The sequence below is a fragment of the Paenibacillus sp. y28 genome (assembly GCF_037137075.1).
Lineage (GTDB): Bacteria > Bacillota > Bacilli > Paenibacillales > NBRC-103111 > JBBBNV01.
In genome coordinates this window covers 87238-103088 of record NZ_JBBBNV010000016.1, presented here as the reverse complement: position 1 = coordinate 103088, position 15851 = coordinate 87238, and the positions used below count along the sequence as shown (strand labels likewise).

Sequence of the window (15851 nt, the reverse complement as noted above, 5' to 3'; positions counted from 1 at the left end):
AGCTATTGCGAGTTCATAGGCGGTTCTTCCGCACAGATATGAGTTCAAATTACCATAATTCCGGAATTGCGTCAATAATAGAAACAAGCTGAATTTTACCGCATATGTCCCGCGGGATTTCTTTTTGTCCGCTTATCCTGTAGAATAGGTAGAATGACCAAAGTACGGAAAGGAAGAACTAACATCATGCTGCAACCATTTGCACAGCTTGGCCTGCGAGACGAAATCGTCCGGCAGGTTGAAAGCCAGGGAATTACAGAACCGACACCAATACAGCAACAAACGATCCCGCTCGTTCTGGCGGGAGGAGATATTATCGCGGAATCGCAAACCGGGACCGGCAAAACATTTGCTTTTGTGCTGCCGATGCTTGAGCGGATGAAACCGGACGCTACCCATGTCCAAGGACTTGTTTTGACGCCGACACGCGAGCTGGCTATTCAGATCACGGCGGAGCTGAGCAACATCGCGCCCGCACTCGGGATCAACGTACTTGCCGCATACGGCGGACAAGATGTGGAGCGGCAGCTTCGTAAGCTGGAGGGAGCTGTTCATTTTATCGTGGCGACCCCTGGAAGGCTTCTGGATCATTTGCGCCGCGGCTCTGTGCAGCTTGACCGTCTCAGCACACTGGTGCTTGACGAAGCGGATCAAATGCTGCATATGGGCTTTCTGAACGAAGTAGAGGATGTTATCCGCCAGACGCCTTACAAAAAGCAGACGCTCCTTTTCTCGGCGACAATGCCGCAAAAGGTTCGCGACTTGGCCCAGCAGTACATGCGCCAGCCGCAGGAGGTCAAAATCCAGACCAAGCAGGTTACTGTCAGCGATATTGAGCAGGTAGTCGTTCAAACAACGGATCGCGGCAAGCAGGATGCGCTCTGTCAAGCAATTGATGAGTACCGGCCTTACCTGGCCATGGTGTTTTGCCGCACCAAAAGACGGGCCTCTACACTAAATGAAGCGCTGCTGGAGCGCGGCTATGCTTCCGATGAGCTGCACGGCGATTTGTCCCAGGCCAAACGCGAGCAAGTCATGAAACGGTTCCGCGAGGCAAAAATTCAAATTCTGGTCGCTACGGATATCGCGGCGCGCGGTCTGGACGTAGAAGGTGTCACCCATGTGTTCAACTACGACATTCCTCATGACGCCGAAAGCTATATCCACCGCATCGGCAGGACCGGAAGAGCCGGGGAGCGGGGAATTGCCGTCACATTTGCGGCGCCGCGGGATGAATTTTTCCTGGAGCTGATTGAGAAAAAAATCAAGATGCCGCTGAACAAACGAAAACCTGGTCAAAGCGGTCCAGCCGCCAGTGCAGCCAGATCTAAAGCACTTGTCCAGCGGGAGAAAAAGGACAAGGATGTGCTGGCTGTGGAACGGGAGCTGCGCGGAGAAAAACGGCGCGGCGGCGAGGGTGGATCTGGCGGCGGCAGAGGCGGACGCGGCGCCCGGAGCCTCGGCGCAGGAGGAAGAACTGTCCATGCTGGCCGAGGGTCACGCTCGGAACGTGAGCAGGCCTCTGCGGCGGCGCGCGGACAAGGTCGCTCGTCCTGGGAAGCGGCAGCAAGCAAACCTCCGGCACGGACAAGAGACGAATTCGGAGCAAGCCGTAACAGCAGACCTGTGCGTGAAGCAAGCGCGGGTGCGGCGCGCGGTCAAGGTCGCTCGTCCTGGGAAGCTCCGGAAGGCAGAGCTTTGGTGCAGCGGGAAAGAACCAGGGAAACTGCACGCACGCACGGTTCAAGGGAGACTGCTGACGGTACAGGACGCGTTCGGCGCGAAGATACCCGCGGCACAGGCCGTGATCAGCACCGGGGCAGCGGCTCCGGCGGACGCGAACGAACGGGTTCAGCACCTGGCGGTCAGCGACCGCGCGGCGCAGGCGGTGGACGGAGTGGCGGACGTAATACCGGCGGCGGGCGAGGACGCCGCTCCTAATCCTAAAGCGTCGTTCTGCTTCAGCTTCATACCAAACAAGAAGCCCGGTTCCACCATGGTGGGACCGGGCTTCTTGTTTGTGAAATGGGAAAGTCCATACTTCACTTCATACCGGGAAATCGATGATGAAGCGCGAGCTTCCTGTTTACGAAAGACTTGTTAATTTTAGTTGTACCGGTCAAGCAAGGGCTATTTACACCTTCTGAATCGATGTAAGCACACCGTCTTGGAAATAGAAGTATACGTATGGAAGACCATTCCCTTTGCGGTACGACCACTGAGTCAAGCCGCCATACTGATTGACGCTGGATGGCTTGCCCCAAGCGTACACCACCATCGTTTCCGTCATTCCGACCTGGATATTCTGCTTCTTAATGAGGTTGATCACCTCCGAGGACCAGCCTGTACCCGCAAAAGGGTCCTCAGCATAGAACGCGCTCTTCATCGCGTACACGCTTTTGAAGGTGTGAGTAAACTCTCCGTGACTGCTGCTGCTGAACGTTGCGGACAAACCGCTGTAGCCGACCAAGTGAACCTCCTGCATATGATCGTGCTCATCGCCCCAATCATAGCTCAATTTATCCAGCCACAGGGTCGAATATTGCGACCATAAGCTTTCCGCCTCTGTAAAAACACTCAATTCTTCAACGTTTTCGTTAATGCCTTTGTCCAGAAAATAGTCTTTGATCTGCTCGTAGCTGTACGGCTTGTGGTACTTGGCTACGATGTCCTGATGGACCTTCTCCCAGCCCGCGGTGACATCATAATTTCCGCCGTACAGGGAAATCGTGTTGTCTTCTCCCCAAGCAGCTTCAATTCCCATGTAATTCGTCAAGAAGTGAATAGGCACATAGATGACCCAGTCCTTCACAATCAGCGGGTAATCCAGACGAATAAACTCATAATCAAAACCCGTGAAAGTCGGATTCTCGGACTTGTCCTTCGTATTGCTCGCATCAAGAGCGAAGCTGTACAGCACATTGGAATCCGGCTTCGTCAAATAAACATGTGTCGGTGTTTCGATCCGCAGCACGCCGGTGCTTTTGCCGGCAATCGGGGAGATATTCATCTGTCCCAGCACGCCGTAAAACGGCACATACACCGCATCCTTATGCACAATCGGACCGTAATCATACGTAAACTTCTCGCCATTAATATAAATTTGATAGCCTGATGCGTCGTCATCTGCATAAGCTGACGGCACTGCTACCCCGGCCAAGAAAAAGGCCAGCACCAACACCCAAATCAGTCGTTTCCCCATGCTTCCCACCCTTTTTTCATTTCTATTCCAACAAAACTTACCATAATTCGCCAAGGAATTCGATAGCTTTTAGAAAAATAACTATAAATTTGGAATTATTTTTGACAAATTCCTAACAAATCAAAAAAAGACTGCCGTATGGCAGTCCTAGAGCTTCATTTAAGAAAAATAATACCCGTCTCCGCTATCGTAAGGCTATACATGTTAACCGCCGCGATGTGACGCCACCCTGTATGAAGGGAGCAGCACGCATGACAGGATTTATTTCATAGCGACAAAAAAAGCCCGCTCGGTCGCCTTCGTTGGAGCCCGAAACGTAAAATCCCCATAGCTGGCTACCTGACTGAAGCCTGCTGCCGACAATTCACTGCGAATCCATTCCAGCGGGTACGCCCGCTGCTGGTGCGTCTCCTCGAAGCGCTGGAACGAGCCGTCCGCCTGCTGATAAAAAATAGTCAGCGCATGCTCCACCTCGCAGCGTTCCTCATTGAGCTCGCACGTCCAAATATAAGCCATGTCATCCTCATCCAGCACATAAGGCTGATTGGTGTAATATTGCTCGATTTGGCGAGGCGTGTGAACATCAAAGATAAACAGCCCGCCCTCTTCCAGACCCGCGTATACGTGCCGGAACACCTCGCAAACACCCTCTTCTTCGAGCACGTAATTCAGGCAGTCACAGAAGGAATAAATACACGGGACAGGCTCCGCCAGCTCCAGCTCGCGCATATCCTGCTCCTGCCAGATCACATGGCCGCCGGAAGCAAAGGCCCCCTCGCGCTGCCGTTCCTCATAGCGGGCATTGGCGGCTGCCAGCATATTTTCCGATAAATCGACGCCGATGACATTCAAGCCCTGCTCCGCCAGTGGAATAGCCAGTCGGCCGGTCCCGCAGCCCAAATCAACCACTGTCCGGGGCGCCAGCCGGTGCTTGTTCCACACAGCGCTCAAAAAAGCCTGCCATTCCGCATACGGGGCGTCAGCCATTAGCCGGTCATAATGGGATGCAAATTGTCCATACTGCATTGTCGCGCAGCTCTCCTTTCATCAGACAGCCGACGGCTGTGCTCGCAGCAATACCCGATCACTCTCAGGCCAGTACATCGCTGCAATATAATGTACGTCTTTACGGGCAGCACGCCCTGATTTAATATCCGCTCTTAGCAGATAAGCTTCAACCGGTCTAACGCACAGCCGCCTCAAACAGCAAAAAGGAAACCCCCTCCGCGTTCGGGAGGCGAATTTCCTACACATGCTGCCACGTACAGACGAGCTGGCCTGTCATACTCGAATAGCGAATCACTCTGTCCTTGCGAATGATTCCGTTGTTCCGCCTTCTTCGTCCTTCAGATGGGTCCAGCTGCCCTTCTGCTCTATCAGGCCTTCCTTCATCAGCTTGCCAAGCGCACGCTTGAACGCGCTTTTGCTCATTCCGAAGCGCTGCTGAATTAAATCGGCCTGCGTTTCATCCGAATACGGCATCGCCCGGTTCGGGCGATCCTTGAGGAACGCAAGCAGCTTGTCGGCATCCGCATCACGGCTAACATACTGCAGCTGGCGCATGCTTACATTAACGCGCCCGTCCTCCCGGATAAACGAAACACGCACTTCCACCTGCTCGCCGAGACGCAGCAGCCGGGTCCGTTCCTTTTCGTGGATAAGCCCAATTGCCCCGAAGCCGATTACTCCTCCATCGATAACGACAAAGGAGCCCATCTGCAGCGGCTTGTATACACGCGCGGTTTTCCATTCGTTTTTCCAGGATGAAGGCGCCGGGAAGGAACGTTCGATCAGCTCCGCCTCACTTGCCAGTCTGGCCAGCAGACGGCCCTGCTTGTCCCGGGTCATCACCACATACACCTTGTCCCCTAACTCGGGACGCAGCTCGATTTTTTCAGGCAGATCACTAAGCGGAAGCAGGAGTTGACGGCCTAGACCCATCTCCAGAAAACAGCCCAGGCGCGGGTGAATGTCCGCGACTTCCAGTAATCCCAGCTCCCCATACTGGAGAAGAGGGGTTTTCATCGTTGCGGCAAAACGGTCGTCCGTATCGTGAAACAGGAACACCTCGACTGTGTCGCCTACCTTCACAGAACCGGTCATTTCGCTGTAATGCATCAGCACGTCCCGCTCGCCGTCAGTCAAGAAAAATCCGTTCGGCGCAACCTCGCGCGCAACCTGCAGCCGCGCCCTGGTGCCAGCCTCCAATGTCATGCGAATTCCACCACTTTCGCGTCTGACCACAGCCGCTCGATATTGTAATATTCACGATCCTCACGGTGGAATACATGGACAACCACATCACCAAGGTCAACCAGCACCCAGCGGGCGGTATCAAAGCCCTCCGTCCCCTTAACCTGAACGCCGAGCAAATCGGCCTGTTTGCGGATTTCCGTCGCAATCGCCTGCACCTGTACATCCGAGTTCCCGTGGCAAATGACGAAATAGTCCGCCAGCGGAGAAATTCCATGCAGCCCCAGAGCCATTACATTTTGCGCTTTTTTATCATCGGCAGCCTTCACAACCGCCTTCACCAATACGTCTGATTGAATCATCCAATCCCTCCTGAATATGGCGGTCGAAACCGCAATGGTTAAGTAAAGCCAGGTTCTATCTTCCCTATAGAGTTACCCGCGCGACGCCTTCAGCTCATCCAGCAAATGATTGCGCGCCAGTAATGTGAGCGGATATACCTTTTTTCCTTTTTGCAGCAAAAACAAAATGGTGGAATCGAAGCCAGCTACCAAAGCCTGTTCCAGACTCGTCTCGGCCAGCTTGCGGATCAGGTCAACCCCGGGAAAATCGCGCCCAGGCTCCATATAGTCCGCCAGGCAAATGATTTTATCCAGCTGCGTCATCCCGATCCGGCCCGAGGTGTGGTAACGAATCGCAGCCAAAACCGCTGTATCTCCAACGCCGAGCTCATGCTCCGCAATCCATGCCCCCAGCGGCGCGTGAAGCAGCTGCGGATCATAATCCAGCATATCCCCGGCAATCCCGCTCTCAACGGCTGTCCGGATTTGCCGCTCCATAGGCCAAAACTTGCAATAATCATGAAGAAGCGCAGCCAAATCCGCTTTCTCCGTATCCCCGCCGAAACGTTCGGCCAGGACAACAGCGGTTTCCATTACACCGACCGTATGTGTCCAGCGGCGCTCCGGCATCTGCTCCCGTGTCAGGCGCATCAGCTCGTTACGATCCATATAAACCCTTCTCCCTGATTAACGTGTACACCGGCTCAGGCACCATATACCGCACAGAGCGGCCCGAGGCCAGACGACGCCGGATTTCGGTAGAGGACAGCTCCAGTCCAATAAACGGAACGAGCTGAACCCGCCGGCCTATTGCCTCCGGCAGCTCCTCCAGTTCCAGCGGATACCCCGGACGCTGCAGGCCCACAAAGGTAATCAGCTCCGCGAGCCGCTCGATCCGGTTCCAATGAGGCAGAAACTGTACCATATCCGCACCGATGATATAGGAGAATTGTACACCCGGATGCCGCTGAACCAGCTCCTCCATCGTATCCGCTGTATAGGAAGGGCCCTCCCGCTCCAGCTCGATGCCGCAAATCCGGAAGCTGTCATGACCGGCGATTGCCGCTTGCACCAGCGCCAGCCGCTCGTCAGCCGACGCCTTGGGGGCGTTCGGCTTATGGGGCGGAACGCCGGCCGGCATAAACCATACCTCTTCCAGACCGGCTTCCTCCCGCGCCCACTCCGCCGCCAGCAGATGACCGGTGTGAATCGGATCGAACGTGCCGCCCATAATGCCGACCTTCATTCTCCGCTCCCACCCTTCGGCTACGGCAGCACGATTTGTTTGTTGTCGCGCGACTCTTTGTATAAAATAATGGTCCGGCCGATAACCTGCACAATTTCAGCCCGCGCGCCCTCGGCCAATGCCTCCGCCACCTCATGGCGGTCCTCGGCGCAGGTATCCAGAATGGAGACCTTCATAAGCTCCCGGACTTCGATTGCTTCTTCGATGTGACGAATGAGCTGGTCATTTACACCGCCCTTGCCGACTTGAAAAATCGGCTTCAGATGATGCGCTTCAGCCCGTAAAAACCGTTTTTGTTTCCCCGTTAACATTCCATATACCTCTATTCTATTCCTATAATTTCAAAGCTGTTCGCTCAGGCCGCTTTAGGCGCCCGCAAGCGCGGCTTCCACCACTTCTCGCATGGCGGACACCGGAGCAGGGATTCCTGTCCAATATTCAAATGCAAACGCGCCCTGATATATAAACATGCCCAGCCCGGGATGAATGGTTGCTCCTGCTTCCTTCGCTTCCCTCAGCATGCGGGTAAGGAGCGGATTATATACCGTATCGCTGACGACGAGCCCCGGCCGGAACCACGACGTATCGAGCGGAACACCAGCTACATTCGGATGCATGCCCTGACTGGTGAGATTGACCACCAGATCCACCTCATGCTTAATATCGGTTATTTGATCCAATCCCATGCCCGTCGTTTGCGTCAGTCCGGCCAAGTCCGCCGCCAGCGCCTGGGCTTTATCAACGGTCCGGTTGGCAATCCAAATCTGTGCGGGACCTTCTTTAGCAAGCGCGTAGGTTACGCCCCGAGACGCTCCGCCGGCACCGACAATGAGCACCCGCTTGCCGGCAAGCTGAATCCCGGTTTCCTCCTTCAAGGAACGCACATATCCGATTCCGTCCGTATTATAGCCGGTAAGCCGCCCGTTCTCGTTGACAATTGTATTCACGGCGCCGATGACCCGGGCATCCTCATGAATTTCGTCCAAATACTGCATCACTTCCAGCTTATGCGGTATCGTGACATTGACCCCGCGGAAGCCGAGCGCCCGAATCCCTTCTACTGCCGCCCGGAGTGTGCCCGGCGTAATATGAAAAGCGGCATACGCCGCATTGACTCCCGTTTCCTGAAAGGCCCGGTTGAGCATCAGCGGCGATTTGGACTGCCGCACCGGATCGCCGAATACGCCGTAAAGCACCGTCTCCGTGTTGATCGGAACCGAATTTTTCCCCGCCATGATGTAGCTGCCTCCCTATATTAACGATGGGCGTATCGCCACCTTGACACCCTTCGGCACATAAATGTTCAATTCGCACCCTGCGTCGCTATTGACCTTAATCCAGCCAATCCCGGAAATAAGCACATCCTGCTGTCCGCCGCGCGGAATACGTACCGCCTGCTTGGACAGCGGCGGCAGCTTCTCCAGCCCTTCCTTGTCCGGGGGCGACAGCATTTCGCCTTGGTGGTTAGCGTACAGCTCATCCGCCCGCTCCAGCTTCGTCCGGTGAATTCCGAGCGAATTGGCCACATAGCAGGTAAAGGATTGATGCTCCCCGCGCACAAAGTCCATCCGGGCAAGCCCGCCGAAAAACAGCGTCTGTCCGCTGTTCAGCTGATACACCATCGGCTTGATTTCCTTATCCGGCATAATGACGCCCAAATCCTTCTTCTCCACCAGCTCCGTCAGCCGGTGCGTATAAACAAGTCCGGGCGTATCAATAATCGCCTTGCCGTCATCAAGCGGAATCCGCACTACATCAAGGGTCGTGCCGGGATACGGCGACGTCGTAAGCTCGGCGTCCAAATCGCTGTAGTCACGAATGAGCCGGTTAATAAGCGTGGATTTGCCGACATTCGTGGCCCCAACCACCACTACATTTCTGCCGGCCCGATGCCGCTGAATCGATTCAATCACCCGCTCAAAGCCGATGTTTTTCTTGGCGCTGCAAAGCACGATATCGACGGTTTGAAGTCCGTTTTCTTTGGCTTGGCGCTGCACCCAGTTAATAATCCGGTTCGGGTTAATGCTTTTGGGCACCAAATCCACTTTGTTCACGACGAGAATAACCGGGTTATTGCCTACAAACCGGTGCAATCCGCCGATTAAGCTTCCTTCGAAATCGAACAAATCCACAATATTGACGACAAGCGCTTCCTCAGCCGCAATACCGCCCACAATCTTGAGGAAATCGTCCTGATTCAATGTTGTGCCAATGGCTTCATTATAATGTTTAATCCGAAAACAGCGCTGGCAGACAACCGGAGTTCTGGACAGCGCAGCAGCCGGCGTATAGCCCGGTTCTTTCTGGCGCTCGGTTTGCAGCTTCACGCCGCAGCCGGCGCATTGCTTCGGAATCGCATGTTGCGTGTCGGACATAAGTTCCTCCCTGGTTAAATACGTTTCTTGTTGCCGGTCTTCATCAAACGGGTGGCCACCTTTTCAATACGGCGGTTGATTCTTGTAAAAAATCCTTCGTCCGCCATCGCAATCGGGTCCACCATAATCGTATACAGGCCCATACGGTTGCCGCCAAGCACATCGGTCAGCATTTGATCCCCGATTACCACCGTCTGCTTGCTGGTCAGCCCCATCTGCCCCATCGCCTGGCGGAATGCCCGTCCAAACGGCTTGCGCGCGCTATAAATAAACGGAATTCCTATCGGCTCCGAGAACCGCGCCACCCGCAAATGCCTGTTATTGGAAACGATAACAACCTGGAAGCCTTCGGCCTTGAGCCGCTTCAGCCATTCCAGCAGCTCCGGCGTCGCATCCGGGCGCTTGGCTCCGACAAGGGTATTGTCCAAATCCGTAATAATCCCGCGGATTCCCTGCCTCTTGAGCATATCCGTATCAATTTCATAAATGGTACTTACCCGCAGCTGCGGAATCAGCTTGCCTAGCACGCACTGCTCCCCCCGGACATTAGACATATAGCACAAACTATACCATACCTTGGCTTTCTCTTGCAAAAGAAAAACCCCGGCGGACCGGGGGTTGAAGTGCCAAGAAATGGAATACGACAATAATAGCGAACTGCAAGCAATTCCAGAAGCGATTGCTTCAAGCAGACACAGCCGAGAAAACGTTGAAAATAAAGGACGTACCTGTGCACAGACGTACCCGTGCTCATTAATTAGAGAAAAACCAGCAAGCTGTTCATATATTCCGGCACAAACAACCGCCGCACCGCATTCAGCTTCCAGCGCGGCGGGATTTCGCCGAATGACAGCGGTCGACCGACCGCCGTCATGCAGTAAAACACCACGCGCCGGAAGCTGCGCGCCGTGCAGATTTGCCGAGCGTCGTGAACCCGTGCTGCGCTTGTTGTCACCTTAACCTTCAGGCGCCGAGCATCGGACAATCAGCTTCCTCGGGCAAGCCGCCTTGTTGCAAACAAAGCGCCAAGAACAGCCCCCTCAAGCCGAATCACATCTCAAGATTGGCCGTGCCCGGACTATGAGCAGACCCATGGCCTGCAGCATGCCCGCCCTTGCGGCTGGCGCGCTGATCACGCCACTGGGCAAGCTTCGCATAGAGCGACGGAACAACGATAAGTGTAAGCACAGTCGAATAAATCAGGCCGAAAATAATCGTAACCGCCATCGGCCGCCACAGGCTCCCGCCCATAATAGCCATCGGCGTCAAGCCGGACACCGCTGTCGCCGAGGTGAGCAAAATCGGCCTGAGCCTTGCCCGTCCCGCCTGGGCGATCGCTTCATGCAGCGGCAAGCCGTGCTCGCGGGCCTGTTCGATAAATTCGACAAGCACAATACCGTTGCGGACCACGATGCCCGCCAGACTGACCATGCCCATCAAGGCCATAAATCCGATTGGCGCCCCTGTCACGTATAGGCCAATCAAGGCGCCGCCTGCCGCCAAATACACCGTCGACAGCACCAGAATCGGAATCGATAACGAATAAAACTGCATCGCAATAATGGTATAGATGAGCAGCATGACGATAATCGACAGCTGGCCGATTGCAATAAACGCGTCGTTGCGTTCTTCGTTTTCTCCGCCAAACTCCATCGTATAGCCTGCCGGAAGCTGCCAGCCCGATACTTGCTGATTCAGCTCCTTCACAATGTCATCCGGCAGCCGGTCCTCCGTGTAACTGCGTACCGTAACCGTACGCATCAAATTGCGGTGCGAGATGGAATTAATCATCCGGTTCGGCTCCAGTGTCGCAAATTCGCTAAGCGGATACAGCTTGCCCGTCTGCGACGGAACAGTGAGCCGGTCCAGCGCCTGCTGCATCATATCGCTTTCCGATACACTGTACAGAGTGACATCAATTAATTTATCGTCCAGCTGGAATTCACTGGCGGTCACACCCTCTGTCGCAAGCCTGACAGTAGCGGACAAGTCACTCTCCAGCACGCCGTAATAGTTCGCTTTATCGCGATCCAGCTCCAAATCCACGGTATACATGTCGATACCGATATCATCGGTTACGTTGACCGCGCCCGGAATTGCCGACAAAGTTCCCTGCAGCTGCTCGGACAGCTCCCGCAGCACCGTTAGATCCGGCCCCGAGATCCGGATTGCAATCGGCGCCCCGACCGGAGGTCCCTGCTCCAGCTCACGCGGATTAATTTCCAGATCCGGGTACATCGCCTGCAGCTGCTGTCTCCACGGCTTCACCAGCTCGCCGGAGCGGACCTGCTTTTTATCGATATGCACGAACACTTGCCCTGTCCGAATGCCGGTCGTTTCGTTCTCTGTGTAATAAAATTTCGGCGCAGTCCGTCCTGCATAGGCCGATACGGATTTGACTCCGGGCTGATCCCGGACCCAAGCGGCAATGCTCAGCACGGCATCGTCCGTCTCCGCGAACGTGCTCCCTACCGGTGTCTTCACATCAATGAGGAATTCCTCCCGATCCGCCGTCGGGAAATATTGAACCCCGAGCAGCGGAAGCAGGCCAAAGCTGCTTGTGCCGATAACCAGAGAGATAATTCCGGTCAAAATCGGCCTAGCCAAAAACTTGTGAATTTGGCGCTCGTAGAAAATGGCCAAGCGCTCCAGCGGCTTGCCCAGAAACCCGGGCGATTTGTGCTCAGTGACGGCCTCCTGATGCGCTGCATCCGGCTTCGCTCCCGTTGCTCCCCCTTCGGCTTGGCCTCCATTCCCCGATAAGACTGTCCCGCCTGATTTGGCTGCTGCCGGATGATTGTTCCGCCTTGCCAGCTTCCGGTTGCCGATCCATTCGCGGAAAATCGGAATCACCGTCAAGGACATAATCATCGAGGAAAACAGCGTCAAGCTGATCACAATCGGAATCGGACGAATAAAATCGCCAATGTTCCCTTTCAGGAAAAACAATGGGAAAAATGCAGCGGCCGTAGCAATTGTCGCCGTCGTAATCGAAATCGCCACATCACGGCTGCCCTGCAGCGCAGCTACCGTCGGCGTATCGCCCAGCTGCTGCCTTCGTTCAATGTTATCGTTGACGACAATGGCGTCGTCCACCAAGATCCCCAGTACAATAACGAGCGAAACGACCGTGATTTGGTTCAAATCGATACCTAACGCATCGACCGGAATAAACCCGATTGCAATCGAGACCGGGATCGCCAAGGAAACAATAAGCGCCGTTCCCAGATTAAGGCCAAGCGAACACACGATAACAACCGCAATCATACCGATTAATAATTCACGGCTTAATTCAGAGAACAGCTCTTTCACACTTTCCCGCTGGGAAAACATGGATTCCATATGGATATCAGGCGACAGCTGCGCTTGGAGCTGGTTCACTTCAACATCGATACGCTCCTGCAGGCTCGGCACATCTTGGCCCTTCTCCGCATTAATGACAATATCAACGGCAGGCTTGCCTTCAAAATAGACGTGCTGCTCCTGCTTCTTCTCGCTCAGCTTCACGCCCGCAACGTCCTTCAGCTTGACAGACTCCCCGGTTCCGGGCGTCCGGTAGATGATCGTTTCGGAAATGTCCTCCGCCGAGCCCCATTCCCCTGTCAGCTGCAGGTACACACTCCGCCGGTCCTCGTTAATGTTGCCGATTGGCGTGCGGTTGTGGGCGGCCTGCAGAGCCTGCATCACCGTTCCCCACGGCAGCTGGTACTGCTCCAGCTTATCCATTTGCAGCGTGACCCGGATCTCCTGCTCCGGCAGCCCTACCACTTCTACATTGCTGACCCCGGAAACGTTGCGAAGCTGGTTTTTCCACTGCTCCGAAACGGGCCGAAGCGATTCCAAATCATCCGCGCTGTCCACCACCAGGTGTATAATTTGCGCCGCGATTCTGGCCAAATCGTCATTGACCTCCGGCTGATGCGCCTCTGCAGGCAGATCAGCCTGCGCCAATTGCACCTTCTGACGAAGCTTATCCCAGGACGCCTCGTTATCAACACCGGGCTCCAGCTCCACCGTAATAATCGAAACATTCGCCGCCGAGGTGGAACTGAGGACGGAGATGTGGTTCATTTCCTTGATTTTCTCCTCCAGCGGCTTCGTTACCAGCTGTTCAACCTTTTCCGGCGATGCGCCGGGATAAATCGTCTGGACAATCGCGGTCGTAACCGCGATTTCCGGATTTTCACGCTGTTTCAGCATCAAAAAACTGAAGGAGCCCACCAGGACGGCCATCAGGAAGAAGAGCAGCGTAATTTTGCGGTAACGCAGTAATCTGGCAATCACACCCTCACCCCCATTTAATCAGTCATCTCGACGCTGTTCTGGCAACCGGCTGCTCCCAGCCGCGCGGCTTCCTCCCCGACAAGGAGCCAAAGAAGCATATCCGTCAGCACCTCCGCCAGCCCGGGTATAACCGTATCCTTCGCTCCCCGCTCGATAAACCATTGGAAGGCGACCTCCTGGAACATCCCCATCACAGCGAAGGTAGCAACCTCCATCTGTTCCTCCGAATAACCCGGCGCATAGCCGAAACGGCGAAGCTCCGCGCTAATCAAGCTGGACAACCGTTTATGAAACAGGTTGCAGACGTTGTCGACCTTCTCCGAATTGATGCCGTGCATATGCATCATCGTGTGGAGGCCTTTATTCTGATAAAAATTAAGCAGCAGCTCTGTAAATATTCCATACAGATGCTCCCGCACGATTTTCGGGGAGCACGCCGTTTCAGGCAGGCCGCGAAGACGTTCGAAGACACCGTTCATTTCTTCAAAATTGGTATCGACGATAGCTTGAAACAGCTCTTCTTTATTTTTGAAATATAAGTAAAACGTCCCCTGCGCAACCCCGGCTTCCTTCACAATGTCAGATACCTTGGCGACATGAAGCCCCTTCTCGGCAAAAATCTTCTGCGCTGCGTTCATAATTTTATCTCGCGTTTCATAATCCGGCATTGATTCATCCCTCCATACTTGCCTTGGCCCAGCCGCTATTAGGCGAAGGAGCCGCATATATTCACCTTGGCCTCGGCTCAGACTTCATGTACAGCCCGTCAGCGCCAAAGCTGATTTTCTATGCATCTTGTGCTTTTAGAATGCTTAGTCCCGCACGAATCCTACTGCTGCGCCTTCACCTGCTCGCCGTCCTTCAGCTGGCTTTGGCCGACGACAATCAGCTTCTCCCCGCTTTTCAAGCCGTCTGTAATTTCAAACCGGTTATCCTTCGTACGCCCGATAGTGACCTTGCGCTTCTCGGCCTGGTCGCCGGACAGCACGAAGACGTAGGCTTCCCCGTTCTCTCGAATGACACTGGCGGACGGAACCGCAACCGTCTGCTGATCATTTGCGCTTGTGAGGTTCAGCTGTACCCGTCCGCCAGGCAGAAGAGAACCGCCCTTGTTGTCGGCCTCCAGCTCCAGTGAGAAGGTTTTGGTCGTGGTGTTCGCAACCCGGGACAGATACGTAATGCGGGCGGTATGCGTCTCATTGCTTCCGCTCACAGTAAACGGCAGCTCGCTTTTACCCTGTACCGCCTTGTAAGCCGCATCCGTCAGCTCCGCCTTCAGCTTGACCTTCTCCTGCTTTTGCAGCACTCCGATTTTGGTTCCCCTGGACAGGGTCATGCCCTCTTCGGCAATCATCTCCGTAAGCAGGCCATCGGCCGGTGCTTTTACCGTGAAGTTCTCCAGGGCCTTATCGGCGTCCGCAGCAGCGATTTGACTTGCCTTCAGCTGCAGCTCCAGCGCCGAAACACTGTTCGTGGTGTCCAGCGTTTCCTTCTTGCGCTTCAACGTGTCGATGTCGATACGGGCCGCCTTGAGGTTCGTCTCCGCCGTCTCCAGCTGCCGCTCGGTAGCCTCCCCCACATCGTAATCGTTGCGCAGCTTGTCATATTCCTTCTGCGCTTCCATCAGAGCATCCTGCGCCTTGGTCAAGCTGCCGGACAGCTCGTTCTGGCTGTCGGCGAGATCCTTTTTGGCCTTGGACAGCTGCTCTTCGGCACTTTGAAGGCTGTAGCTCGCCTTCTCGACCTGCCGCTGCACATCCACGCTGTCCAGTACAGCGATAACATCCCCTTCGCGGACCAAATCTCCTTTTTTCCGCACGACCTGCAGCACATCCCCATCAGTCTTCAGCACAACATCCAGCTGCAAGGACGGTAATATATCAGCCACTTGGGTAGCGGCGCTTTCCCAAGAAGCGGTGCCTACCTCCGTAGTCTTCACAACCTTAAGCAGCTGCTCCTGCGCGGCTGCCGGCGCCGTTCCTTGCGCGGCACACCCGGTAAGCGCCAGGGCGGAAGCCGTTAGCAGTGCCCCGAACAGCTTCATCTTGCCGCTTGTTGACAGCTTGCGGTATGGATTAGACATCGTTTCACTCTCCCTCACATCAGTACATGGTTATCTTGTCATCTTTATGCCTCACAACATGACTGACGTGTCAGTCATAAATAAGATAACAAAAAACCGGCTGCAATTGCAACCCGTTTTTGTTGTA

15 protein-coding genes are annotated in these 15851 nt (G+C 54.8%); 1 reads left to right on the top strand and 14 read right to left on the bottom strand.

The window, feature by feature from the left end; genetic code table 11:
- Positions 1-186: 186 nt before the first annotated feature.
- Entirely contained in the window at positions 187-1941 is a 1755-nt protein-coding gene (locus tag WBG83_RS14220; RefSeq protein ID WP_336745774.1) for a DEAD/DEAH box helicase, read from the top strand.
- A gap of 193 nt (positions 1942-2134) precedes the next feature.
- On the opposite strand, the gene WBG83_RS14215 is transcribed toward WBG83_RS14220, so the two are convergent.
- From WBG83_RS14215 to WBG83_RS14150, 14 genes are all read right to left on the bottom strand, one after another.
- Complete coding sequence (locus WBG83_RS14215) at positions 2135-3202, bottom strand: stalk domain-containing protein (RefSeq protein WP_336745773.1); 1068 nt, start codon at positions 3200-3202, stop codon at positions 2135-2137.
- Between the two features lie 261 nt (positions 3203-3463).
- Positions 3464-4228 (bottom strand): class I SAM-dependent DNA methyltransferase, encoded by a 765-nt coding sequence (locus tag WBG83_RS14210; protein ID WP_336745772.1) that lies wholly within the window; start codon positions 4226-4228, stop codon positions 3464-3466.
- 273 nt (positions 4229-4501) lie between these two features.
- Positions 4502-5416, bottom strand: a complete 915-nt coding sequence (locus WBG83_RS14205) for a CvfB family protein (RefSeq protein ID WP_336745771.1) — start codon at positions 5414-5416, stop codon at positions 4502-4504.
- Entirely contained in the window at positions 5413-5757 is a 345-nt protein-coding gene (gene rsfS / locus WBG83_RS14200; protein WP_336745770.1) for a ribosome silencing factor, read from the bottom strand. Before rsfS ends, WBG83_RS14205 begins: the two co-directional genes overlap by 4 nt.
- A 72-nt stretch (positions 5758-5829) precedes the next feature.
- Positions 5830-6405, bottom strand: a complete 576-nt coding sequence (gene yqeK / locus WBG83_RS14195; protein WP_336745769.1) for a bis(5'-nucleosyl)-tetraphosphatase (symmetrical) YqeK — start codon at positions 6403-6405, stop codon at positions 5830-5832.
- Entirely contained in the window at positions 6395-6982 is a 588-nt protein-coding gene (locus WBG83_RS14190) for a nicotinate-nucleotide adenylyltransferase (protein WP_336745768.1), read from the bottom strand. Before WBG83_RS14190 ends, yqeK begins: the two co-directional genes overlap by 11 nt.
- 20 nt (positions 6983-7002) lie before the next feature.
- Positions 7003-7293 (bottom strand): ribosome assembly RNA-binding protein YhbY, encoded by a 291-nt coding sequence (gene yhbY / locus WBG83_RS14185; protein WP_336745767.1) that lies wholly within the window; start codon positions 7291-7293, stop codon positions 7003-7005.
- A gap of 54 nt (positions 7294-7347) precedes the next feature.
- Positions 7348-8217, bottom strand: a complete 870-nt coding sequence (gene aroE / locus WBG83_RS14180) for a shikimate dehydrogenase (protein ID WP_336745766.1) — start codon at positions 8215-8217, stop codon at positions 7348-7350.
- Positions 8218-8232: 15 nt separating this feature from the next.
- The gene (yqeH, locus tag WBG83_RS14175) at positions 8233-9357 is read right to left on the bottom strand and encodes a ribosome biogenesis GTPase YqeH (protein ID WP_336745764.1); all 1125 of its coding nucleotides are present in this window, start codon (positions 9355-9357) and stop codon (positions 8233-8235) included.
- Between the two features lie 14 nt (positions 9358-9371).
- Positions 9372-9884: a YqeG family HAD IIIA-type phosphatase gene (locus WBG83_RS14170; RefSeq protein WP_336745763.1), complete on the bottom strand. Its 513-nt coding sequence runs from the start codon at positions 9882-9884 to the stop codon at positions 9372-9374.
- 230 nt (positions 9885-10114) lie between these two features.
- Entirely contained in the window at positions 10115-10342 is a 228-nt protein-coding gene (locus WBG83_RS14165; RefSeq protein WP_336745762.1) for a hypothetical protein, read from the bottom strand.
- 65 nt (positions 10343-10407) lie between these two features.
- Complete coding sequence (locus WBG83_RS14160; RefSeq protein ID WP_336745761.1) at positions 10408-13641, bottom strand: efflux RND transporter permease subunit; 3234 nt, start codon at positions 13639-13641, stop codon at positions 10408-10410.
- 14 nt (positions 13642-13655) lie between these two features.
- Positions 13656-14309: a TetR/AcrR family transcriptional regulator gene (locus tag WBG83_RS14155; protein ID WP_336745760.1), complete on the bottom strand. Its 654-nt coding sequence runs from the start codon at positions 14307-14309 to the stop codon at positions 13656-13658.
- Positions 14310-14470: 161 nt separating this feature from the next.
- Positions 14471-15724 carry an efflux RND transporter periplasmic adaptor subunit gene (locus tag WBG83_RS14150; protein WP_336745759.1) on the bottom strand — a complete coding sequence of 418 codons (1254 nt, stop codon included), beginning with the start codon at positions 15722-15724 and terminating at the stop codon, positions 14471-14473.
- Positions 15725-15851: the final 127 nt, after the last annotated feature.